This window comes from Butyrivibrio sp. XPD2006, assembly GCF_000420865.1.
Taxonomy (GTDB): Bacteria; Bacillota; Clostridia; order Lachnospirales; family Lachnospiraceae; genus Butyrivibrio.
Window position 1 is genome coordinate 41,937 of record NZ_ATVT01000015.1, and the last position, 23,723, is coordinate 65,659.

The 23,723-nt window shown below is 45.0% G+C and carries 19 protein-coding genes; 14 read left to right on the forward strand and 5 right to left on the reverse strand.

The features are described from left to right. Positions 1-22 precede the first annotated feature (22 nt). On the reverse strand, positions 23-1,498 hold the full coding sequence (gene pap / locus G590_RS0114920; RefSeq protein ID WP_022766463.1) for a polyphosphate:AMP phosphotransferase: 1,476 nt from the start codon (positions 1,496-1,498) through the stop codon (positions 23-25). A gap of 146 nt (positions 1,499-1,644) precedes the next feature. Here pap and G590_RS0114925 point away from each other — a divergent pair, with 146 nt between their 5' ends. The 8 genes from G590_RS0114925 to G590_RS0114960 all read left to right on the forward strand — a co-directional run bounded on the left by G590_RS0114925 (position 1,645) and on the right by G590_RS0114960 (position 9,908). Further along, complete coding sequence (locus G590_RS0114925) at positions 1,645-3,354, forward strand: GH25 family lysozyme (RefSeq protein WP_022766464.1); 1,710 nt, start codon at positions 1,645-1,647, stop codon at positions 3,352-3,354. Between the two features lie 191 nt (positions 3,355-3,545). Further along, entirely contained in the window at positions 3,546-4,775 is a 1,230-nt protein-coding gene (locus G590_RS0114930) for a UTP--glucose-1-phosphate uridylyltransferase (RefSeq protein WP_022766465.1), read from the forward strand. 113 nt (positions 4,776-4,888) lie between these two features. Beyond that, complete coding sequence (galE, locus tag G590_RS0114935; protein WP_022766466.1) at positions 4,889-5,905, forward strand: UDP-glucose 4-epimerase GalE; 1,017 nt, start codon at positions 4,889-4,891, stop codon at positions 5,903-5,905. An 85-nt stretch (positions 5,906-5,990) separates the two neighbouring features. Then, a complete protein-coding gene (locus G590_RS0114940; protein ID WP_022766467.1) occupies positions 5,991-6,260 on the forward strand; it encodes a hypothetical protein in 270 nt (89 codons plus the stop codon). Positions 6,261-6,343: 83 nt separating this feature from the next. After that, the gene (locus tag G590_RS19800) at positions 6,344-7,969 is read left to right on the forward strand and encodes a S1C family serine protease (protein ID WP_022766468.1); all 1,626 of its coding nucleotides are present in this window, start codon (positions 6,344-6,346) and stop codon (positions 7,967-7,969) included. 138 nt (positions 7,970-8,107) lie between these two features. After that, entirely contained in the window at positions 8,108-8,608 is a 501-nt protein-coding gene (locus tag G590_RS19805) for a hypothetical protein (RefSeq protein ID WP_022766469.1), read from the forward strand. Between the two features lie 13 nt (positions 8,609-8,621). Then, complete coding sequence (locus G590_RS0114955; protein ID WP_026494194.1) at positions 8,622-9,251, forward strand: lactate utilization protein; 630 nt, start codon at positions 8,622-8,624, stop codon at positions 9,249-9,251. A 3-nt stretch (positions 9,252-9,254) separates the two neighbouring features. Beyond that, positions 9,255-9,908 (forward strand): HAD family hydrolase, encoded by a 654-nt coding sequence (locus G590_RS0114960; RefSeq protein WP_022766471.1) that lies wholly within the window; start codon positions 9,255-9,257, stop codon positions 9,906-9,908. Between the two features lie 3 nt (positions 9,909-9,911). On the opposite strand, the gene G590_RS0114965 is transcribed toward G590_RS0114960, so the two are convergent. The 4 genes from G590_RS0114965 to murC all read right to left on the reverse strand — a co-directional run bounded on the left by G590_RS0114965 (position 9,912) and on the right by murC (position 15,223). Further along, entirely contained in the window at positions 9,912-11,126 is a 1,215-nt protein-coding gene (locus G590_RS0114965) for a ribose-phosphate pyrophosphokinase (RefSeq protein WP_022766472.1), read from the reverse strand. Continuing rightward, positions 11,126-12,109, reverse strand: a complete 984-nt coding sequence (locus G590_RS0114970; RefSeq protein ID WP_022766473.1) for an ATP-binding protein — start codon at positions 12,107-12,109, stop codon at positions 11,126-11,128. The genes G590_RS0114965 and G590_RS0114970 overlap by 1 nt, the downstream gene beginning before the upstream one ends. Positions 12,110-12,435: 326 nt before the next feature. Beyond that, entirely contained in the window at positions 12,436-13,536 is a 1,101-nt protein-coding gene (locus tag G590_RS0114975; RefSeq protein WP_022766474.1) for a DnaD domain protein, read from the reverse strand. Positions 13,537-13,828: 292 nt separating this feature from the next. Next, positions 13,829-15,223, reverse strand: a complete 1,395-nt coding sequence (murC, locus tag G590_RS0114985) for a UDP-N-acetylmuramate--L-alanine ligase (RefSeq protein ID WP_022766476.1) — start codon at positions 15,221-15,223, stop codon at positions 13,829-13,831. A gap of 212 nt (positions 15,224-15,435) precedes the next feature. Between murC and G590_RS0114990 the strand changes: the two genes are divergently transcribed. From G590_RS0114990 to G590_RS0115015, 6 genes are all read left to right on the forward strand, one after another. After that, entirely contained in the window at positions 15,436-16,704 is a 1,269-nt protein-coding gene (locus G590_RS0114990; protein ID WP_022766477.1) for a glucose-1-phosphate adenylyltransferase, read from the forward strand. Between the two features lie 2 nt (positions 16,705-16,706). Further along, positions 16,707-17,825: a glucose-1-phosphate adenylyltransferase subunit GlgD gene (glgD, locus tag G590_RS0114995; protein WP_022766478.1), complete on the forward strand. Its 1,119-nt coding sequence runs from the start codon at positions 16,707-16,709 to the stop codon at positions 17,823-17,825. Between the two features lie 40 nt (positions 17,826-17,865). Next, entirely contained in the window at positions 17,866-18,159 is a 294-nt protein-coding gene (spoVG, locus tag G590_RS0115000; RefSeq protein ID WP_022766479.1) for a septation regulator SpoVG, read from the forward strand. Between the two features lie 87 nt (positions 18,160-18,246). Beyond that, on the forward strand, positions 18,247-18,876 hold the full coding sequence (gene pth / locus G590_RS0115005) for an aminoacyl-tRNA hydrolase (RefSeq protein WP_022766480.1): 630 nt from the start codon (positions 18,247-18,249) through the stop codon (positions 18,874-18,876). Continuing rightward, positions 18,873-22,427 carry a transcription-repair coupling factor gene (mfd, locus tag G590_RS0115010; RefSeq protein WP_022766481.1) on the forward strand — a complete coding sequence of 1,185 codons (3,555 nt, stop codon included), beginning with the start codon at positions 18,873-18,875 and terminating at the stop codon, positions 22,425-22,427. The genes pth and mfd overlap by 4 nt, the downstream gene beginning before the upstream one ends. Before the next feature lie 91 nt (positions 22,428-22,518). Beyond that, positions 22,519-23,709 (forward strand): pyridoxal phosphate-dependent aminotransferase, encoded by a 1,191-nt coding sequence (locus G590_RS0115015; protein ID WP_022766482.1) that lies wholly within the window; start codon positions 22,519-22,521, stop codon positions 23,707-23,709. Positions 23,710-23,723 lie beyond the last annotated feature (14 nt).

Below are 23,723 nucleotides of genomic sequence, written 5' to 3' on the forward strand. Positions count from 1 at the left end.
CGTTCGGAGAGACTTATTTGTTTTATTCAAGAGCTTTCTTTATCTGCTCAATTACAATCTTCAAAGCTTTGATCCTGGCGTATTTCTTGTCCACGGACTCGAGTACATACCAGGGAGCAAAGGTTGTACTTGTCTTGGCAATCATCTCATCGATGGCACCTTCATACTGATCCCATTTCTCGCGGTTTCGCCAGTCTTCATCGGTGATCTTCCACTGTTTTTCGGGAGTGTTCTGTCTGTCGTTGAAGCGCTCAAGCTGCGTCTCTTTATCAATCTGAACCCAGAACTTGATGATGACTGCGCCCCAGTCGCTAAGCTCTTTTTCGAACTCATTGATCTCGTTATAGGCTCTCTGCCAGTCGTTTTCTGAGCAGAACCCTTCGAGTCTCTCGACCATTACACGGCCGTACCAGGTTCTGTCGAAAATGGTTATGTGACCGGTCTTGGGAAGCCTTGTCCAGAATCTCCATAAATAGTGACGGGCTTTTTCGTGAGGCTCGGGACTTGCAATCGGCTCAACAACATAGTCTCTTGGATCCAATGCCTCTGTGATCCTCTTGATATTTCCGCCCTTTCCGGCAGCATCCCATCCCTCATAGGCTATGATCACCGGGATCTTTTTTCTGTATACCTTGTTTCCGAGGTCTTTAAGCTCCTTTTGGAGTCTGTCCAGCTCTGCATCGTATTCTGCTGCGGAAACAGTTTTATCATCAAGAGATATTTCCGAGAGCTTTCCGATCTTCTCAAGAGGGAAGGTGTTCTGAAGGATAGGAACATTCATCTTCTGGTTCTTAAGAGCAATATCAATGCCCTGATTAAGGAACTGCAAAACCTGAAGCTCTGCCCATTTCTTGTCTGTGGCATCAATTATGTACCACGGGGCGCGGGACTGATTTGTGTCGCTGAGGTACTTTTCAAATACCTCAAGGCATCTGTCATAGTGCTTGTTTTGCAGAAGGTCATCCTTATCTACGCGCCAGCTGGTGTCTTTGCTGTCCTGAAGGTTTTCCAGACGCTTTTTTTGCTCCTTTTTGGATATATGGAAAAAGAACTTTATGACAAGGTAACCGTTGTCGCAAAGCTGTCTTTCTATTACGTTTATGGAGTGAACTCTCTTTTGGTAGATGTCATCTGTAAGCTTCTTTTCCAGGACGCCGTCCACCACTTCCTCCATCCAGCAGGTGTCAAAGAAGCGGAATTTACCGGCTTCTGGGATTTCTTTTATATATCTGTACAGGAAGGGATATCTCTTTTCCTCGGGACTGGGCTCCCTGTCCATGGTTGCGACTCTGAAGAATCTCGGGTCAATATTTCGTATTACTTTTCCGATCAAAGCGCCTTTTCCTGCGGCATTCCAGCCCTCAAAAAGTACCATCACGGGAAGACCAGCTTCTTTTATCTTCATCTGGGATGCAGACAGGCGAGCGCGCTCTTCCTTAAGCTTTGACTTAAGTTCTTCTTCATCGGGTAGTTCGGCTTTTACAAAGTCTTTCAGCATGGGTCTTCCTCCTTAAAAAATATGACGATTTTACAATAATATAATACCACAAAACCGCCCATAAATACTGGCTTGTTTTAATTGCCTTGGGTGCGTTTTTCACTTATAATAAATGTTAAGAAATCTGTAAAAAACGAGGGAGAGGTATGAAGAAAAGTCTGAAAAGTATTATCATCACTGCCGGAATGCTCGTGGGCATGCTGGCACTTTTACTTGTTAGCCCGGAAACATCCATTAAGGCTGAGGCAGTAGGGCCTGAAGTGGCTGTTGGAATTGACGTCTCCAAGTATCAGGGCGGCATAAACTGGGGACAGGTTGCATCTCAGGGCGTAAGGTTTGCCATGATAAGAGTAGGCACAACCAAGAAGGGCCTTGATGAGCAGTTCATCAACAACATCAACGGTGCAAATGCAGCAGGAGTCCGCACAGGTATCTATATTTACTCATATGCAACAACTCCTGAGGCTGCAGCAGCTGAGGCCAATCAGGTTTTGGCGTGGGTCGCACCTTATACAGTTACATTCCCTATCGCAATCGATATTGAGGACTCATGTCAGAAGGGTCTGAACGCAGGTCAGCTTCAGGCTATTGCTGATACTTTCTGTGGAATCATCAATGCTGCAGGCTATGAGCCGATGGTATATGCAAGCAGAAACTGGTTCATGGGAAGAATGCCTTTTGTATCTTCTGCAAGATGGGTTGCACAGTATAACTCATCCTGTGATTATCCCGGAGACTATGCTATGTGGCAGTCAAGTTCCCATGCAACATACGCAGGAGTTCCCACAAGAGTAGACGTAAACCACCTCTATGTTGACTATTTCTCAAGGATCATCCCTGAGGGCTTCAGCAGCTGGGGCGGACACGTATACTACTATCACAACTACCGCAAACAGTACGGCTGGATCAACTTAAGCGGTCAGAGATACCATGCAGATCCCAACGGATTTATTCAGACCGGTTGGTTCCAGGATGAAAGCGGAATCTACTACCTCGATCCGGGTCAGGGCGGCCTTGCACTTACAGGCTTTGCCGATATAGACGGAGCACATTACTATTTCAACGAGAACGGACAGAGATGCACAGGTCTTTTGAATCTGGGCGGAACTGTATATTATGCAAATGCTGACGGCGTTTGCCAGAGAGGTTTCCTTCAGCTCGAGGATGGCATCCGCTACTTTGATGAGCAGTACGTAATGCATACCGGACTTACACAGATAGGCGATAAGCTTTATCTCTTTGACGGCAACGGACTTATGCTCACAGGAATGCATGCGCTTGAGACAGGCCTTTACATGTTCGGCGCAGACGGTATTGCAATCAGTGGCTGGTGGGCTAATGAACAGGGACAGAGATATTACTTCGGTCCCGGCAATGCAGCAGTCACCGGACTTCAGACAATCGATAATGCCAACTATATGTTTGGACCTGACGGAATAATGTTCGCAGGATGGTCAGGCGATGTGGCAAACAGATATTACTTCGGACCTGACGGCAAGATGGTTACAGGCTGGAATGCTATTGACGGAGCAAGCTACTACTTCGGCGCAGACGGCAAGATGGTAGTTGGTATGGCTTCTCTCAAGGATGGTGTTTACTACCTTGATCCTGCTGACGGACATCAGGTTGTAGGCTGGGTACAGCAGCCCGATGGATGGAGATTCTTTGACGGCAATAACGGAAGGATGCTTGTTAAGGTTACAGTGCCTCTCGATGGCGTAAACTGCACCTTTGACAAGAACGGACTCCTTGTAGATCCTGCATGCTGGACACCGGGAACTCCTCTTCCTGCTCCGGCACCGGAAGCACCTGCTGATCCTGCAGCAGCACCTGAAGCTCCTGCACAGGGCGGCTGATGAGTCACCGGGGACGTTTCAGATTGACTCACTAATGGCAAATAATTAGGCAAAAGCATGAGAGGGCTGGGAAAACAGCCCTCTTTTTTGTGCGAAATATGGCTTTTAGGCAATACGGTTTTGTAGTATTATATATGGGTCAAAAACGCAATTTTAAGGAAACTATAGTGAAAAGGGATTAGGAGTGGGATATGAATTTAGAAGAAGCTAAGAAGAAACTTGAAACATTTGGACAGGAACATGTCCTTAAATATTATGACGAGCTTACAGACGCTGAGAAGCAGGAGCTCCTCACACAGATCGATGAGACAGATTTTGCTGTGCTTGAGAACTGCAAGAATCTTGGTAAGAGCGAGGGAAGAGGAGAGTTTAGTCCTCTTGCTGCTATGCAGGTTTCAGAGATTGAGAAGAGAAGAGATGAGTTTGCTTCTGCCGGAATCAAGGCACTTAAGGAAGGTAAGGTTGCTGCCTGCCTCCTTGCAGGTGGAATGGGAACAAGACTTGGTTCCGACAACCCTAAGGGAATGTATGATATCGGACTTACAAAGCCTGTATTCATCTTCCAGAGAATCATTGAGAACCTTCTTGACACTGTTAAGCAGGCTGATGGTTCTTACATCAGACTCTTTATCATGACAAGCGAAAAGAACAACGATGCAACAATAAACTTCCTCAAGAAGCACAATTTCTTTGGATATCCTGAGGAGAAGATCACATTCTTCAAGCAGGATATGGCTCCTGCATCTGATTACAACGGCAAGGTATACATGGAGGGCAAGGGCAGAATCTCAACATCACCTAACGGAAATGCCGGCTGGTATGCTTCAATGCTCAAGGCTGGTCTTCGTGACCTCATCCAGAAAGAGGGAATTGAGTGGATCGATATCTTTGCAGTAGACAATGTTCTTCAGAGAATCGCAGATCCTTGCTTTGTTGGTGCAACTCTTTTGTCAGGTGTTACCTGCGGCGCTAAGGTTGTTCGCAAGAACGCTCCCGATGAGAAGGTCGGAGTTATGTGTCTTGAGGATGGCAAGCCTTCAATCGTTGAGTACTATGAGCTCTCTCAGGAGATGATGGATGCCAAGGATGAGAACGGTGATCCTGCTTACAACTATGGTGTTATCCTCAACTACCTGTTCAATGAGAAGGCTCTTTATGAGATCGCCAAGAATACACTTCCTCTCCACGTTGTAGAGAAGAAGATTCCTTATATCGATGAGAATGCAAATCTTGTTAAGCCTGAAGCTCCTAACGGATGCAAGTTCGAGCAGCTGGTTCTTGATATGATCCATGAGCTTCCTACCTGCCTTCCTTACGAGGTAGTAAGAGAAAAAGAGTTCGCTCCTATCAAGAACAAAGAAGGTGTTGATTCAGTTGAGTCAGCAAGAGAGCTCTGCAAGTTAAACGGCATTGAACTTTAATCATAGTTAACATTTCGACTGAGTATAACAACATAAGCTTATTGATTTAATGGGTGTATGGCTTTACAATTCACCTAAAGCTAACAAATAAGCATATAGAAAAGAGGTAACGTATGGCAATTCTTGTAACAGGCGGAGCTGGATATATCGGTTCACACACAGTAGTAGAACTTCAGAATGCAGGACATGATGTTGTAGTAATGGACAACCTTGCCAATGCAAGCAGAAAGAGTCTTGAGAGAGTAGAAGCTCTCACCGGCAAGAAGGTTCCTTTTTATGAGGCTGATATCAGAGACAGAGAAGCTCTTGAAAAGATCTTTTCCAATGAGAAGATTGACAGCGTAATCCACTTCGCAGGCCTTAAGGCTGTCGGAGAATCTGTTCAGAAGCCTTGGGAATACTATGATAACAACATTACCGGAACTCTTACTCTTGTAGACGTAATGAGGAAGCATAACTGCAAGAACATCATTTTCTCATCATCCGCTACAGTATATGGAAATCCGGCATTTGTGCCAATCACTGAGGACTGCCCTAAGGGACAGTGCACCAATCCTTACGGATGGACCAAGTCAATGCTTGAGCAGATCCTTTCCGATATTCAGAAGGCAGACAATGAGTGGAATGTAGTTCTTCTCAGATACTTCAATCCTATCGGAGCTCACAAGAGCGGAACAATCGGTGAGAATCCTAACGGAATTCCTAACAACCTCATGCCATATATCACACAGGTTGCAGTAGGCAAGCTTCCTAAGCTCGGCGTATTCGGCAATGATTACGATACACCGGACGGCACAGGAGTTCGTGATTATATACACGTAGTTGATCTTGCTGTCGGACATGTTAAGGCTCTTGCAAAGCTTGCTCCCGGAAGCGGACTTAACATCTACAATCTTGGAACAGGCGTTGGTTACAGCGTACTTGATATCATCAAGAATTTCGAAGAGGCAACAGGAGTCAAGATCCCTTACGAGATCAAGGACAGACGCCCCGGCGATATCGCAACATGCTACGCTAAGGCTGAGAAGGCTGAGAAGGAACTTGGCTGGAAGGCAGTAAACGGCATCAAAGAGATGTGTGCTGATTCATGGAGATGGCAGAGCCAGAATCCTAACGGATATGATGACTGATATTTTTATATAATAATGAATGAGCCGGTAGTCAAAATGACTGCCGGCTTTTATACTTATAGTAAAAGACATTTAGGAGCAATTCATGTTTAGACTTTGGGTTAAGCTTTTTAAAGACAATCATCTCTTAAGAGATACAACAATATGTGATGACACTGCAGATACAAGAACTCACAAGGTAATGAACTGCCTGGAGAAGGCCTGCTATGAGATGGATCTCTCAAAACCAATCTGGCTTGATAATACCATCAAAGACTTTCAGATACACGACAAGTGCAGATTTACCGGGGATTCCTTTATTGAGGAAGTGTCTTTTGACTATATGGAGATACAGGTTCTGGAAGAAGATTATTAATTTTTATATAAGAATTAAAACACATTTTTGTCACAGATTGAATCTATACTAAAGCCAACAACATGAAAGGAAGGTACATTGCTATGTACGAAGATGACAAGAATGCACAACAGTCCACTAATGGAACGAGTTATGGCCAGTGGAATGCTAATACATCCGGAACTACAAACAACGGTCCATACAGTGGTTACAACCAGAATTACTCCTATGGACAAAATACTTACAGCTACAACCAGAACGGTCAGCCGACATATGGAACTTATCAGTACAATGCCAATACCCAGGCTCCTGTAATGCCCCCACAGAATGGTGGCAAAAAGAAACATACAGCAGCCAAGGTTATCGCAGCAATCTGCATACTTGCACTTGTTGTTGGCGGAGTAGGTTTTGCTTACACAGCAGTCGCTGACAGATTTGGACTTCCTGTTCCCGGAAGAGAGGAAGTCGTTGAGAATACTGAGCAGGAAGAGGCAGAGGAACTGGCTGACACTCAGAAGGAAGAGTCTGAAACGGAAGACACTTCAGATGTTGCAAAAAATGACAGTTCAATTTCAACCACAACTGTTTCAGAGACATCAATGGGTGTTGTAACAGATGTGACAGCAGTAGTAGAAGAGGTTATGCCTGCAATGGTAATGATCCACAATAACTACACTGCATCAGCAAGTTATTTCGGCTATGTCCAGAAGGAAGAGGCTCAAGCATCCGGAAGCGGATTTATAGTAGGTGAGAACGACACTGAGCTTCTTATCGCAACAAACTATCATGTTATTGAAGGCGCTGATTCCCTGGAGGTTATATTTACGGACGACAGTACAGTAGGGGCAGTTGTCAAGGGTACCGATTCAGACAAGGATCTTGCTGTTATCGCGGTAATGCTTGATGATATCAGCTCAGAGACCAAGGATGTTATCAAGATCGCAACTCTTGGTGACAGCAATTCCCTTAAGCTTGGTGAGCCTGCAATTGCAATCGGTAATGCACTTGGATACGGACAGTCGGTTACAACCGGCGTTATCTCAGCTGTTAACCGTGAGATCGAGATAGAAGAAGGCGTTACAGGAACATTCATTCAGACAGACGCTGCTATCAACCCCGGTAACTCAGGTGGAGCACTTATTAACCTTAAGGGCGAAGTTATCGGAATCAACTCCAACAAGCTGGGCGGACAGTACGTTGATGATATGGGATACGCAATTCCTATTTCAGACGCACAGCCCATTATTGATAAGCTGATGAACGAGGAGACCAAGATCAAGGTTTCCGATGAAGACAGAGGATACATCGGTATTTCAGGTGTCAGCGTAACAGCAGAGGTTGAGGCAGCATACGGAATTCCTCGCGGAGTATATGTTGCAGAGGTTTCAAGAGATGGTGGCGCGGAAGCTGCAGGAATTGAAAAAGGAGATGTCATCACTGAGTTCGACGGAGAAGAGATTACATCAATGGATGATCTCCAGACAAGGCTTCAGTTCTACGCTGCAGGAACAACAGTAAAGATCAAGGTCATGAGACAGAATGGTGCTGAATACGTTGAAGAGGAATATGATGTGACTCTTGGACATGCTGCATCTACTCATGGCGGTCAGGACTCCAATGCCGGAGAAGAGGGTGAAACCTCCGATCAGTATGATGGTTCATTCCAGCAGCCTGCAATACCCGGGGGCAAGAATGGCCATGGCAGTCAGAGCGAAGGCAACGGCGGCTGATAAAATCAATTAAATATCTGATTATCTATCCGCAGACCAAGGTAAACGGTCTGCGGATTTTTGTTGTTAGTACTAACGATTACGTGGTAGAATTTTCTTAAAGTGATCTATAAAAATATCATTTAAGGAGAAGGATTCATGCACGGAAAAATCAAGAAGTTATACAGAGATATGAGTCTTTTAATGGGATTTACCATGAGCTTTTGCCTTTCGATAGTGGGAACGGCAACTTCAGGACATTTTACTGTTCCGGGATGGCTTATGAGTTTTGCTGTAAGTCTTGTCATAAGTCTTATTATCGGATTTGTTATTCCTGTGGGCAAAGTGGGAGGAGATGTTTCTGCCAGCTTTAATCTTGTGCGAGGAACCATGGCGGCCAGACTTGTAGAGAGCCTTGTTTCCAATCTGATCTATACTCCTATAATCACCTTTTTAATGGTTACACTTGCTTACACGGTTGTTATGAAGCAGAGCGGAGGTCAGGCCGGACTTCAGTTCGGACCGATGTTTTTCCACTCTCTTTTAGTTACATTTATAGTCGGATATATTCTTGTGTTCTTTTTGCAGCCTTTCTTTATCAAGAGGCTGATGAAGAAGTATGGAATTGATGCAGAATACGGCTCAGAGAAAAAGAGCTGACGGAGGAATTCTTATGCACGAGATGATAAGAAAAAGAAATGAACTTCTTGCTCAGAAAGTCATCAAGGGACTTGAATCAAGAAACATGAAAGCATATTATGCAGCTACCAGGGGTGAGGCTCTTCAGAAAGCTCTTGAACTTATTCCGGAGGGTAGCAGTATAGGTATGGGTGGTGCAATGAGCGCCCATGAAATCGGACTTGTCGATGCCATCAAGGCCGGAGATTACAGATTTATTGACAGGGATGCAGCTGAGGATAAGAGAAAAGCCATGCTTGATACTTACGACGCTGACTTTTTCATCTCCAGTGCCAACGCCATGACGGACGATGGAATTCTGGTCAACATCGATGGCAATTCCAACAGGGTTTCTGCAATAGCGCAGGGACCTAAACATGTTCTGTTTATCATAAGCATGAACAAGGTTTGTCCTGATCTTGACAGCGCAATGAAGAGAGCGAGAAACGTAGCGGCTCCAACCAATGCTCAGCGCTTTGGCCTTTCTACTCCTTGTGCCAAGACAGGCGCCTGCATGGACTGCAAGTCTCCAGATACTATCTGCTGCCAGTTTTTGATCACTCGTTTCTCAAGGCATGAAGGCAGAATCCAGGTAATCTTAGTCGGAGAGAACGTAGGATTCTGAGCCATGGAGAAAGATAATGTTAAAGCCGTTCTTTTTGATCTGGACGGAACACTTACCGATACAGAAAAATTCTATCAGATAGCTTGGCCCAAAGCGCTTGCTCACTTTGGATACAAGACAGAGGACTGGATGCCTCTTGAACTAAGATCTCTTGGAAGGCCTTTTGCGCCGGAGAGATTTAAGGAGTGGTTCGGAGAGGACTTCGATTATCAGATGGTCCGTGAATACAGAAAAGGCATCGTTGAAGACATCATTAAGGAACAGGGAATACCTCTTAAACCCGGGGCAAAAGAGATACTGACATGGCTTCGGGAACATGGGATTCTGACAGCTCTTGTCACAGCCAATGAGTATCCAAGGGCTGAGAGATATCTTAAGAAGATAGATCTGTTTGATTATTTTGATAAGATAATCTGCTCCAACATGGTTAAGCTCGGTAAACCGGCACCGGATATTTACTCGTATGCCTGCGATGAACTGGGGCTTGATCCTTCAGAGACCTTTGCGGTAGAGGATTCTCCGAATGGCGTTACCAGTGCATATCTTGCAGGGTGCAAGGTTATCATGGTGCCTGATCTGACGCAGCCTGATGAAGAGCTGATGGGAAAGCTATACAGAAAAGTAGATAAATTACTGGATATAAAAAGCCTGATCTGACGATCAGGCTTTTTTCTCAGCTTCCATGGAAGCTTTAAGTTCTCCGCTGTTATATCTCTCAATGATATTGTTGATACGTTCAACAGGATTGAGAAGATCACTGATTGAAGCATCATGGTTAAGTGTGTCTATGAGGTATGCAATGTACTTACTCATATCACAGCTTACATACCAGTCTCTTGAAAGAAGCTCAGGTGACTGATAGATGAGGTTTGTAGTAAATACCTTGTCGATGAGGCCTTCCTCATATGCTTTGTCGAATGCATCAAGACCTGATGTGAACAGACCAAAGGTTGAGAATGCATAGATTCTGGATGCCTTTCTGTCCTTGAGCGCTCTTGCTACATCAAGCATGCTCTCACCGGAAGAGATCATGTCATCAACAATGATAACTGACTTGCCTTCTACGCTGGTGCCCAGGAATTCGTGAGAAACGATAGGGTTTCTTCCGTCAACAACCTGAGTGTAGTCACGTCTCTTATAGAACATACCAACATCAAGACCAAGGACGCTGGCAAGATAGATAGCACGGCTCATACCACCTTCATCCGGGCTGATTACCATCATGTTCTCGGAATTGATCTTGAGATCCCATACATTTCTGAGAAGAGCCTTGATGAACTGATATGTTGTTCTTACGGTTTCAAAACCATTTAAAGGGATAGCATTTTGAACACGGGCATCATGTGCATCAAAGGTGATAATGTTGTCAACACCCATGCTTACGAGTTCCTGAAGAGCAATTGCGCAGTCCAGAGACTCTCTTGAACTTCTCTTGTGCTGTCTTGATTCGTAAAGGAAAGGCATGATGACTGTGATCCTTCTTGCCTTACCGCCAACAGCAGCAATGATTCTCTTAAGATCCTGATAATGATCATCAGGGGACATATGATTTTCCTGTCCGAATAACTTGTATGTTTCATTGTAGTTACATACATCTACCAGGAGATACAGGTCATCTCCACGAACGGATGTCTTAATAACACCCTTAGCCTCACCGGTTCCAAATCTGGGAATCTCAGCATCGAGAATGTATGAAGGACGCTCGTAGCCGGTAAAGGCCAGGCTGCCTTTGTGCTCATTCTCTCTTTCTGCTCTCCACTTAACGAGATAGTAATCGACCTTCTCTGCAAGTGGTCTGGTACCCTTAAGGGGTATCATTCCTAAAGATCCGACAGGAATGGTCTCCAGATTACGCTTCTCCTCTTTTCTTGGCATTAGTGAAAATCCTCGCTTTCTTTTTGGGCAATTTTCTTTTGGTTTCGAATATCCGGACCCGATAGCTTCAACATTTTATAGTTGCTTGTTATCCTTGAAAAAATGCGATCCTGATATGCTTGTTGTAATCCCTCTAGCGATAAATTAGATGTAATTATAGTTGATTTTTTGCGATTGTCCCTCTCGTTCAGAAGTGCAAAGAGTTCTGAAGTTACCAGAGCGGTGATCCTCTCTGAGCCGAGATCATCGATAACTAAAAGCTCACAGTTATAGATGTCATCGTATAGAGCTCTGAGTTCATCCTTGGCCTTGTAATCAAAGGTACTCTCTGCAATCATCTCAAACAGTCCGATAGAACTGAAATATATTACAGAATGGCCTTTTTTCAGAATTTCATCTGCCACACAAATGGACAAGAAGGTTTTACCCGTACCAACTGTACCATAAATAAATAAATTTTGGTAGTCGGAGCTAAAATTATTCACAAATTCTTCAGCAGTTCTTTTTGCTCCCTGAAATCTCAGAAGGTCATCTCCCTGATAATAAAAATCCTTCATATTCCTGAAATTGGCTGTTTTAGCCAGCATTTTCAGGTTCGATTTGTCGTAGAGAGTATCTATGATTTTCTGCTTGAAGCAATGGCATTTTTCGTTATTGATATAACCGGTATCCTTACAATCGGGACAAGTGTATCCCATTTCGAGATAATCGTCAGAGTAACCGGCTTCTACAAGCAGAACCTGTTTCTGCCTTGCCAGCTCAGCCAGCTGTTCTTTAAGAACTGATCTATCAAGCCTCTCGCCCGAGAGCATTCTCCTGCCAAAATCCGCACTGGCACTTGCGGTCTCATCGTCCAGTTCCTTATATCCGGGAACATTCTCATAAACACTCTGAAGCCTTTCCTCCAGCTCCTGCCTATGCAGATACCGCCTCTCCTCATACTCATGCATTATGGCGTCGTATTGTGCATTTGTTAGTGCCATATATACGTCTCCTTAATTCGATGTGTAAGGTCGGAGTTGTGAAATATATACTCTTTTCGATTTGACAAACCCGGAGATGAGACCAATCAATATCAAGTGCCAATGCACGCAGATATTGATGCTCTGGGCTCATCGGAGTGCCCGGTTTGTCGAGAAAAGAGTATATATTTCACAGCTCCAACCGTATTCTTCCAATAACGTAGATTATGTCACATAAGTATGGCCCTGTACGTGCTCCGGGGAAGGCGAGGTGCCACCGCCGGGCCAAGGTACAGGGCCGAGCTTATGAATTTGCTTCCGACCAGATTCCCCAATCAGCCGGAGCTTTAGTTGTCCAGAAGCTTTTTCTCGAGTTCAACAAAATCATATGTATTCTGCTGGAACTGATTAAAGCGATTCTGGGATACGCCCGAGCGAATAGATGATTCGCTTAGACGAAGTTTGGTATCGATGGACGATACGGAAGCCTTGGATCTCTTTTTGGCGAGATCAGCGGTAAAGTTGGCATCCAGCTTGGCAATGTCCTCCCTTGTTTTAACTTTTTTCTCGTGCCAGCTGCGCAATATGGCGTCGCAGTATTTAAGACGCCCTTTTTGTGTCGCCATAACAGTTCTGTCGCAGGCTTCCAGAATGATATCCATCGAAAATCCCAACTCCCCACGCCACTTGCGAATGAATTCGATTTCCTTCTCAGTGGGTGAGTTTTCCATACCGAGTGCCTTCATGATAGCGATGAAATCGCTGTCATGTTTGTAGATTTCCGCGCGAGCCTGTTTTGGCGTTTTGATGCCTTGCTGATTCCAGTTAATGGCCACCTTTTCCATGTATCTGAAATCTTTTTTATGATTATCGACGCAGTACTGCATCAGATAGTCCAAAAGGTCATCAGAGAATGACAGTTCATCATGAATGTAGCAGATGGTCTGCATCTCTGTACTTGTCAGTGTTCTGCCGAAATACTGTTCTGCGATGAACAGAAGATTTGAAACATCTGATGTGGCCTTGGCAGGAGCTGGGCTCTGAACCACAGTCTGCATGGGCTGTTCCTGGAAAACAGGAGCCAGTACGGGTCTTGGCTGTGCTGTCACCGAGTCATCCTTCCTTCTGCCGTAGCGTCTGTGCTGCTTGGCTACAATATCTTCCATATGTATTCCGGTAAGGTTCTGGGAGCCGTCATACTCAAGACTTATAAGTCCCTTTTTCTCCCAGTATTTAAGAGCACGGATCACGTCCGATTCCGTGTGGTTGAATTTATCTGCCAGAGCCTCAACACTGGTAGGTAAATTCGCACTCATCATACGCAGTAAAAAGAGGTAGATCTTAATCTGCGCATCGTTTGCGTCCTGCATGTATTCGTCAATAAAGATGTTGGAAACATAAGTAGAATCCTCCCCGCAATTAGAACTAATCGTCACACGCCCCATCATAAACTTTCATCACCTACTTCATAAGATATCCGAAAAAGAATTGTCTGGTTCTTCGGAACAATTCAGATTATAGCATGGGGATTTTTAAAATGATATGGAAAAAGTGACGAAGAAATCCAGTAAATATCAAGGGTTTCGGAATTGGAGAAGTTTTGTGGACAATGTGGATAACGTGGATTATTTAATACAAATCGAATTAAAAAAGGCCCGGTATGGGGTTTGCCATCCGGACCTTTATCCACCGAAAATGGTTTACATAAATAAAAGTTTCAAGTGGAAATGTGGATAAGTTTTACTTGCCAAGGAGCTCATCGCCGATTTTTACAACATCTCCCGCTCCCATGGTTATCAACAAATCTCCTTTAGTGCAATTTTGCAAAAGAAATTTTTCAATCTCATTAAAGTTTTCTGTGGTCGGGAAATAATTGCATTCATGTCCGAGAGCTACAATCTTGTCCCTCAGTGTACGTGAGCTGATTCCCAGTGTGTCTTTTTCTCTTGCTGCGTAAATGTCAGCAAGGATAACGTGATCTGCCAGAGAAAGTGCTTCGGCAAACTCATTCATAAGAGCCTTGGTCCTGGTGTAAGTGTGTGGCTGGAACACGCACCAGATCTTGTTGTGAGGATAATTCTGAGCTGCTGTAAGTGTTGCCTTGATCTCAGTGGGATGGTGAGCGTAGTCATCGATGATGGTAACTCCGCCAATCTCTCCCTTATATTCAAATCGTCTGCCGGTTCCGTGAAATGCATCAAGAGCAGAAACAATTTGAGCATCTTCTATATTAAGTATCTTGGCAACGGCAATTGCTGAAAGTGCATTGTAAACATTGTGGATACCCGGAACAGAAAGGGTAATCTCAAGCTCTTTTCCCTCAGGGAGATGAGCTGTGAAGGATGGATTACCGTGATCGTCATAGGTAATATCTGTCGGGTAGTAGTCAAAGGCAGCTGATGAACCGTAGGTTATAATGCTGCACTTAAGACCATGAGTGATCTCATCTACGTTGTCGATGTCTCCGTTTATAACAAGGCTTCCGTCGTCCGGAAGGAGCTCTGCAAACTTTCTGAAGGAATGTCTGATGTCATCAAGATCCTTGAAGAAATCCAAATGGTCGGCATCGATATTAGAAATAATGCTTATCTTAGGGAAGAAACTAAGGAAGCTGTTGGTGTATTCGCAGGCCTCTGTCACGAAGTACTCCGACTTTCCGACACGGATGTTTCCTCCTATATCACTGAAAATGCCGCCGATGGATAATGTGGGATCTGTATTGGCTTCCAGAAGTATCTTGGAGAGCATGGAAGTTGTGGTAGTCTTGCCGTGAGTTCCGCTGACTGCCACGGGAAGTTCATACTCCTTCATGATCTGTCCGAGAAGCTCAGCTCTTGTGAGCATCGGTATTCCGGCGTTCTTGGCTGCGACAAACTCAGGGTTGTCGGGACGAACGGCTGCAGTGTAAACAACAGCGTTTATGTTGCCGAGAGATGAGATGTTCTCTGCCTTCTGACCGTAAAATATTTTGATGCCTTTATCCTCCAGAGCTCTTGTCATGGCGGACTCTTTGGCATCTGAACCTGAAATCTTGAAACCTTCCTCCACCAGAATCTGAGCAAGTCCGCTCATGGAGATGCCACCGATACCGATGAAATAGATATGTTCGGGATTTTTAAAATCAATTTTATACATTGTTATGCCTCGTCTTTTTAAATAAGAAACTACTTTATTCTAGCACTTATTATGTCAAAGTCAAAAAACAGAAAATACGAAAACGTTTACGTTAATTATATATCATATTTAGTCTATTTCATGTTTTTTTGGTACATTGCTTGTGATATACTTAATGTTAGAAAAGAAGGCAATTCTTATGTTTTAAAAAGTTTTTTGCAACGAGGTGGAGCATGATAAAAAAAGAAATGATTGCCATGCTTTTAGCAGGTGGACAAGGAAGCAGACTGGGCGTTCTGACATCAAAAATGGCAAAGCCTGCAGTTTCATTTGGGGGAAAATATCGTATTATTGACTTTCCGCTTAGTAACTGCATCAATTCGGGAGTGGACACTGTCGGAGTTCTGACACAGTATCGTCCGCTCAGACTTAATTCCCATATTGGAATTGGAATACCGTGGGATCTGGACCGTAACTTCGGTGGAGTTACAGTTCTTCCTCCCTATGAGAAGAGCGCTAACAGCGAGTGGTATACCGGTACTGCTAACGCAATTTATCAGAACATGGAATACATGGAGAACTATAATCCTGACTATGTCCTGATTCTTTCCGGTGACCATATTTATAAGATGGACTATGAGACAATGCTTGATTTCCATAAGTCAAGCGGCGCTGATGTTACCATTGCTGTTATGCCTGTTCCTATGGAAGAGGCCAGCAGATTCGGAATCATGATAACGGATGAAAACAAGCGCATCGTGGACTTCGAGGAGAAACCCGAGCATCCACGCAGCAACCTTGCTTCTATGGGTATCTACATCTTCTCATGGAAGTCTCTTAAGGAAGCGCTTATTAAGAATAAAGATCAGGCAGGACTGGATTTTGGTAAGCATATCATTCCTTACTGCAAGGATCAGGGACAATCTCTTTTCGCATATGAGTTTGATGGCTATTGGAAGGATGTAGGAACTCTTACATCTTACTGGGAAGCCAACATGGAGCTCATCGATATCGTTCCTGAGTTCAATCTCTACGAAGAGTATTGGAAGATATACACAGCAAGCGGAGTTCAGCCGCCGCAGTACCTGGGACCTGAGAGTGCCATTGAGAGAAGTATTGTCGGTGAGGGCTGCGACATAGAAGGAAAGGTTTACAACTCAGTTATCGGACCCGGCGTCAAGATCGGAAAGGGCACAGTTGTCAGCCATTCCATCATCATGAATGAGACGCAGATCGGTGATAACTGTAACATTGAGAAGGCAATCATTGCAGAGAGAGCACAGATCGGAAACGGCGTAATGCTCGGAACCTTTGAGGAAAAAGAGAATGAGACCAAGCCCGCAATTTATTGCGAAGGTCTCTGCACTATCGGCGAGAGATCAGTTATACCGGATGGTGTAAAGGTGGGTAAGAACACCATGATCTCCGGAGTTACAACTGCTGACGACTACGTGGACGGAGTCCTGGACAGCGGAAGAACATTAGATAAGGCAGGTGATTGAGTATGAGGGCGATTGGTATTATTTTAGCAGGCGGCAGCAGTAGCAGGATGCAGGAACTGTCCAAGAGAAGAGCGGTTTGCGCAATGCCGGTGGCTGGTTTTTACAGAAGTATCGACTTCGCACTGAGCAACATGACCAACTCTCATATTCAGACAGTAGCCGTATTTACACAGTACAATGCAGGAAGTCTTAATACACACCTCAGTTCTTCAAAGTGGTGGGACTTCGGACGTAAGCAGGGAGGCTTATACGTATTCACTCCCGCAGTTAAGGCATCAGGTAATCTCTGGTACAGAGGTACGGCAGATGCCATTGCACAGAATCTTGATTTCCTTAGAAGCTGTCATGAACCGTATGTAGTGATCACTTCAGGAGACTGCGTATACAAGATGGACTATGGCAAGCTTCTTGAGTATCACATTCAGAAGCAGGCTGACATCACAGTTGTTTGCAAGGATATGCCGGCAACAATTGATACCGAGAGATTCGGAACAGTTCGTATGAACGAGGAGAGCCGTATCGAGGAGTTCGAGGAGAAGCCGGTTGTATCAAGATCCAACACAATCTCCTGCGGTATCTACGTTATCAGAAGAAGACAGCTCATCGAGCTCATTGAGAGAGCCGAAGAGGAAGAGAGATACGACTTTGTAAGAGATATCCTTGTAAGATACAAGGATATGAAGAGAATATACGGATACAAGATCAAGGAATACTGGAGCAACATCGCTTCGGTAGAGGATTACTACAGGACCAACATGGACTTCTTAAAGCCTGAGATCCGCCAGTACTTCTTCCGCGAGTATCCGGGTATCTACACCAAGGTTTCCGACCTTCCGCCGGCTAAGTATAACGTGGGAGTAAACGTCAAGAACGGACTTATCTCCAGCGGTTGTATCATAAACGGAACCATCGAGGATTCAGTGATCTTCAAGGGTGCGTTCATCGGCAACAACTGCTACATCAAGAATTCGATCATCCTGAATGATGTTTATATCGGAGATAATTCACATATTGAGAACTGCATTGTAGAGAGCCACGGCACGATACAGGCAAACTCATATTATAAAGAAGAAAACGGAATAAAGGTAGTTGTAGAGAATAACGAAAGGTACGTCATCTAAGGTATCGTTGACCAGGTTGTAATCAAGAGGGGGTTACAATATGAAGATTACAGATATTCGTGTTAGGAAAGTTACCAAGCAGGGCAAGATGCGCGCAGTAGTTTCTGTTACTTTTGACAATGAGTTCGTTGTTCATGACATCAAGGTCATCGAGGGTGAGAGAGGTCTTTTCATCGCTATGCCCAGCAAGAAGTCTGCAGACGGTGAATATCGCGACATCGCGCACCCCATCAACTCAGACATGAGAGGCGTTCTTCAGACACAGATCCTTGAAGCTTACGACAAGGCATCTTTAGAAGAGCCTGAGGGCGAGGATGCACCTGTAGAGGGTTGACAAGCCACTTTGCAAAGTTAATAATGGGTATTAATAACAGGGGACTTAGGTTGTTACTAGGTCCCCTGATTTATGCTGGGGGATGGGATGTTTGAATTTTTAAAAGCAATATTTTCAAGGAAGAATAGAGAGGAAGACGGTAAAGTGTTCGTGATAGTGGGACTCGGAAATCCGGAGAAAAAATATTTCGGAACCAGGCATAATGTAGGATTTGATACCATTGATTACCTTTCCGATAAATACAATATCGGCCTTACGGAGACCAAGTTTAAGGCTGCTTACGGCAAGGGAAGGATTGGGAATGAGAGAGTAATTCTGGTCAAACCCCTTACCTATATGAACCTCAGCGGAGAAGCTGTGGCTCCGATATGTAACTATTTCAAAATTGATACAAAGACAAACCTTATTGTTATATCCGACGATGTGGAACTTGATGTGGGTAACCTCCGTGTTCGCCCCAAGGGAAGCGCCGGAGGACATAACGGACTTAAGAACATAATTGCTCAGCTTGGGCATGATGAGTTTTCCAGAGTCCGCGTAGGAGTTGGCAAGAAGCCCAAACAGTGGGATATGGTGGACTGGGTCCTCGGACACTTTGAGGGTGAAGATGCAACTCTTATTAAAGAGAGTATAGAAAATGCAGCCGGTGCTGTAACATGCATTATGGAAGAAGGCGTGGACAGTGCCATGAACAGATTCAACGGAAAGAATAAATGAGAGCAATTACGACGCCCCTTTCGGAGCTGAAGGAATTTAATGAAATAAACGAATATCTTGAAAAGCCCTTTGCCTGTGCTGAGGTGACAGGCTGCGTTGACTCGCAGAAGCTCCACATCATCGACGGACTTGGGGCTGATTTCAAGTACAGGATCATTGTGACTTACTCGGATCTTCGGGCAAAAGAGATCTATGAGGATTACAAGTTTTACGACAGAAATGTCACAGTGTATCCCGCCAAGGATCTGATCTTCTATCAGGCTGATGTTCACAGCAATGAGATTGCAAGGCAGAGAATCCGCTGTATGAGAAGACTCATTGAGGGAAGGCCTGTTACGGTGGTCACTACTTTTGCTGCCCTTATGGCTCCTCAGATCAAGCCGGAAGTCATTCGCGATCACATTTTGTCTTTGGACAGACACAGCGCTATTGATGTTGTGGAGATAGGCAAAAAACTTGTCACCATGGGCTATACCAGAAACTATCAGGTTGAGGCTCCGGGTGAGTTTTCGATACGTGGAGACATTGTAGATGTCTTTGATCTTACGGAAGAGAATCCTTTCAGAATCGAGCTTTGGGGTGATGAGATCGACTCCATCAGAAGCTTTGACATTCTCTCTCAGAGATCTCTTGAGAAGCTGGAGAGCGTGGATATTTATCCTGCTTCAGAGATCATTCTCGAGGATGAGGAGCTTGAGAAGGGCTTTGCCAGGATTCAGGAAGATACCGACAAGGCAGTGAAAGCCCTCAGAGATGAGTTTAAAACTGCAGAAGCACATCAGCTGAAAAAACAGACCGAGGAACTTAAGGAAGAACTTTTTGAGTTCAGGGCGGCTGTCAATCTTGAGAGCTATATCAGATATTTCTATGAAGATACGGTTACCATTCAGGAGATGTTTCCCAAGGGCAAGAGCTGTATCTTTATCGACGAGCCGCAGCGCGTGCAGGAACATGCAAGGGCTGTGGAAACAGAGTTCCGCGAGAGTATGACCCACAGAGCAGAGAAGGGCTACGTACTTCCGGGACAGATGGACATTCTTTATTCCATAGACAACTGCATAGCAAGAATGGGTAACGGCAGGAGAGTCCTGGTGTCTGCTCTTGCAATGCCGGCTTCTCTGAATCTCTTTTCCCCGGAAAAGAGCTGGGACATTAAGGCGAGAAGTATAGCTGCTTACAATAACAGCTTTGACTCTCTGGTCAGCGACTTAAAGAGCTATTCCAAGAGAGGTTACAAGGTTCTTATCCTCTCCGGTTCAAGGACAAGAGCAAAGCGTATAGTTGAGGACCTTAGGGATAATCTTGTCAGTGCATTTTACAGCGAGGATCCCGGAAGGGTTCTGCAGCCCGGCGAGATCATGACATACTACGGCAGGATAATGAAGGGCTTTGAGTACCCTGACATTAAGTTTGCTGTTATTGCTGAGAGTGATATCTTCACCGAGCACACGAGGAAGAAGAAAAAGAAAAAGAGCCAGTACAGCGGCGAGAAGATTTCGGATTTCGCCGATCTTAAGATTGGTGACTACGTAGTTCATGAGGACCATGGTCTTGGTATATACAGAGGTATCGAGAAGATCGAGACCGACCATGTGGTCAAGGATTATATCAAGATAGAATACGGTGGTGGCGGAAACCTTTACGTTCTTGCGACAGGACTTTCTGTAATTCAGAAGTACGCCTCCGGTGGTGATGACGAGACTGCCCACAAACCCAAGCTCAACAAGCTTGGAAGCGGAGACTGGAGCCACACCAAGAGCAAGGTCAGAGCTGCAGTTGAAGAGGTTGCGCAGGATCTGGTTGAACTCTATGCCAAGAGGCAGCAGGCCATCGGCTACGAGTTCGGAAAAGACACAGTGTGGCAGCAGGAGTTTGAGGATGCCTTTCCTTATCAGGAGACGGAGGATCAGCTCACTGCCATCGACGATACCAAAAAAGATATGGAATCAAGTCGCATAATGGACAGACTCATCTGTGGAGATGTTGGCTTTGGCAAGACAGAAGTGGCTATCCGTGCGGCTTTCAAAGCAATACAGGACGGCAAGCAGGTGGCGGTTTTGGTACCCACCACAATCCTTGCCCAGCAGCATTACAACACCTTCTCCGAGAGAATGCGTTCATTCCCGGTGAGGGTTGATCTCATGTCCAGATTCAGGACTGCTGCGGAGCAAAAGAAGACAGTGGCTGACCTTAAGAAGGGTCTTGTAGATGTTGTCATCGGAACTCACAGACTTCTGTCCAAGGACATTGAATACAAGGATCTTGGACTTCTTATTGTGGATGAGGAACAGCGCTTTGGTGTAACCCACAAGGAAAAGATCAAGACCATGAAGGAAAACGTGGATGTACTGACCCTGACCGCTACTCCTATTCCGAGGACTCTTCATATGTCTCTTGTTGGCATCAGGGATATGAGTGTTCTCGAAGAAGCACCCAACGACAGGCTCCCTATCCAGACCTATGTCATGGAGTACAATGACGAACTTGTGAGGGAAGCTATTGTCAGAGAGCTCTCCAGGAAGGGACAGGTTTATTACGTTTACAACAGAGTAAATACCATTGCCGATACGGCAGCCAAGATCCAGAAGCTTGTGCCTGAAGCAAATGTTGCTTTTGCCCATGGCCAGATGAAGGAATCCGAGCTTGAGCGTATCATGTATGATTTCATCGACGGAACCATTGATGTGCTGGTATCAACCACCATCATTGAGACGGGACTTGATATCCCCAACGTCAACACCATGATCATCCACGACTCTGACAAGATGGGTCTTTCTCAGCTCTATCAGTTAAGAGGACGTGTGGGAAGATCCAACAAGACAGCCTATGCCTTCCTTATGTATAAGAGAGACAAGATGCTCAAGGAGATCGCTGAAAAGAGACTTGCTGCCATCAAGGAATTTACAGACCTTGGCAGCGGCTTTAAGATTGCGATGAGGGATCTTGAGATCAGAGGAGCAGGAAATCTCCTTGGCAAAAAACAGAGCGGACACATGGCGGCTGTCGGATACGACCTCTACTGCAAGATGCTTGGAGAGGCTGTCAAAGTCAGAAAAGGCGAAGAAGACGGTACCATTTCCGATTTGCCGGGAACAAGTATCGACCTTGATGTCAGTGCTTTTATTCCGGATAACTACATCCTCAATGAGGATCAGAAGCTTGAGATATACAAGAGAATAGCCAGCATCGAGAATCAGGCGGAGTGCGACGAGATGAAGGACGAGCTCATCGACAGATTCGGCGAAGTTCCGGAGACCGCGATAAACCTTCTTCGAATATCTCTTTTGCGCGCCAGAGCTCACGACCTGTATATCATAGAGATCAAGGGCGGCGACGGAACCATCGAGATCAAGATCAGCCCAAGTGCCAAGATCGATCCCGGCAAGATTCCGGGATTTATCGCCTCCTACAAAGGAAACATGGCCTTCCACAGTACAGGCATTCCGGTATTCGTCTACAAGTACAAGAAGGATTCCAACCCCACCAAGGCAGAGAAGCAGCTTCTCGAGGATGCGGAAAAGCTTGTGGAGAAACTTAAGGAATTGCGCTGACGCTTTAATGATGTAAATCGTTAAACATTGTGCTATAATCAAACGGACATTATGCTATAATCATACAGATAATAACATAGGAGGAACGGCTATGATAAACGAACAATATAAGAGCATGTTGGGAGCGAAGTCTGTAATAAGAGAGCTCTCTGAGTATGCAACTGCCAGGGGAAAAGAGATTGGATACGAGAATGTTTTTGACTTCAGTCTCGGAAATCCAAGTGTTGAGGTTCCTAAGGAGTTCACAGATGAGATGATAAGACTCCTCCAGGAAGAGGACACCATGACACTTCATGGATATACTCCGAGTCTTGGAAACCCTCTATATAAAGAAGAAATTGCAAAATCACTGAACGAGAGATTTGGGATGAACTATGGACCGGAGCACATCTTCCCTACAACAGGAGCTGCCGGAGCTGTTGCTCATGCAGTCAGGGCAGTGACCAAGCCCGGGGATGAGATGATAGTTTTTGCGCCATACTTCCCGGAGTACGGTCCATATATTACAGGTGCCGGATGCAAGCTCAGTGTTGTTCCGGCTGATACAAGCTCTTTTCAGATTAATTTCGATAAGTTCCTTGAGATGATAAATGAGAATGTGGCAGCAGTTCTTGTTAACACACCTAACAATCCTTCAGGTATCGCTTATTCAACTGCTACTCTTCAGAGACTTGCTGATATTCTCAAGGAGAAGTCAAAAGAGTACGGACATACAATATTCCTTCTCTCAGACGAGCCATACAGAGAGATCGTGTTTAAGGGTGCTGATTCACCATATGTTTCCAAATTCTATGACCATACTTTGAGCTGCTACTCTTTCTCAAAATCGCTGTCTCTTCCCGGAGAGCGAATCGGATATGTGGCAGTCAATCCTGCGTGCGAGGGCGCAGATGTTATTGTTCCTATGTGCGGACAGATTTCAAGAGGCACAGGACACAACTGCCCGCCTTCAATCATTCAGCAGGCTGTTGCCAAGGTGTGCTCAATGACAGCGGACCTCTCGGTATATGAGACCAACATGAACATCATATACGATACTCTTGTGGAGCTTGGCTTTACTGTTGTTAAGCCCGGCGGAACCTTCTATATAATGCCCAAGGCACTTGAGGAAGACTCAGTTGCCTTCTGCAAAAAAGCTCTTAAGTACGATCTGGTATTTGTTCCTGCTGACGGCTTCGGAGCACCCGGATTCTTTAGAATGGCTTACTGTATCGATACTGAGAAGGTTGAGAGAGCAATGACTGCTCTCAGAAAATTCGTGTCGGAGGAGTACGGCAAATAATCCGAAAGGGGATG

Bases quoted from the DNA above. Each gene is read 5' to 3' on its own strand.
- pth (WP_022766480.1), top strand. From the start codon at position 18,247: ATGTTTGAATTTTTAAAAGCAATATTTTCAAGGAAGAATAGAGAGGAA.
- G590_RS0114940 (WP_022766467.1), top strand. From the start codon at position 5,991: ATGTTTAGACTTTGGGTTAAGCTTTTTAAAGACAATCATCTCTTAAGA.
- G590_RS0114975 (WP_022766474.1), bottom strand. From the start codon at position 13,536: ATGATGGGGCGTGTGACGATTAGTTCTAATTGCGGGGAGGATTCTACT.
- spoVG (WP_022766479.1), top strand. From the start codon at position 17,866: ATGAAGATTACAGATATTCGTGTTAGGAAAGTTACCAAGCAGGGCAAG.
- G590_RS0114925 (WP_022766464.1), top strand. From the start codon at position 1,645: ATGAAGAAAAGTCTGAAAAGTATTATCATCACTGCCGGAATGCTCGTG.
- G590_RS19800 (WP_022766468.1), top strand. From the start codon at position 6,344: ATGTACGAAGATGACAAGAATGCACAACAGTCCACTAATGGAACGAGT.
- pap (WP_022766463.1), bottom strand. From the start codon at position 1,498: ATGCTGAAAGACTTTGTAAAAGCCGAACTACCCGATGAAGAAGAACTT.
- G590_RS19805 (WP_022766469.1), top strand. From the start codon at position 8,108: ATGCACGGAAAAATCAAGAAGTTATACAGAGATATGAGTCTTTTAATG.
- G590_RS0114930 (WP_022766465.1), top strand. From the start codon at position 3,546: ATGAATTTAGAAGAAGCTAAGAAGAAACTTGAAACATTTGGACAGGAA.
- G590_RS0114970 (WP_022766473.1), bottom strand. From the start codon at position 12,109: ATGGCACTAACAAATGCACAATACGACGCCATAATGCATGAGTATGAG.
- G590_RS0114990 (WP_022766477.1), top strand. From the start codon at position 15,436: ATGATAAAAAAAGAAATGATTGCCATGCTTTTAGCAGGTGGACAAGGA.
- G590_RS0114965 (WP_022766472.1), bottom strand. From the start codon at position 11,126: ATGCCAAGAAAAGAGGAGAAGCGTAATCTGGAGACCATTCCTGTCGGA.
- G590_RS0114955 (WP_026494194.1), top strand. From the start codon at position 8,622: ATGCACGAGATGATAAGAAAAAGAAATGAACTTCTTGCTCAGAAAGTC.
- G590_RS0115015 (WP_022766482.1), top strand. From the start codon at position 22,519: ATGATAAACGAACAATATAAGAGCATGTTGGGAGCGAAGTCTGTAATA.
- galE (WP_022766466.1), top strand. From the start codon at position 4,889: ATGGCAATTCTTGTAACAGGCGGAGCTGGATATATCGGTTCACACACA.
- murC (WP_022766476.1), bottom strand. From the start codon at position 15,223: ATGTATAAAATTGATTTTAAAAATCCCGAACATATCTATTTCATCGGT.
- mfd (WP_022766481.1), top strand. From the start codon at position 18,873: ATGAGAGCAATTACGACGCCCCTTTCGGAGCTGAAGGAATTTAATGAA.
- G590_RS0114960 (WP_022766471.1), top strand. From the start codon at position 9,255: ATGGAGAAAGATAATGTTAAAGCCGTTCTTTTTGATCTGGACGGAACA.
- glgD (WP_022766478.1), top strand. From the start codon at position 16,707: ATGAGGGCGATTGGTATTATTTTAGCAGGCGGCAGCAGTAGCAGGATG.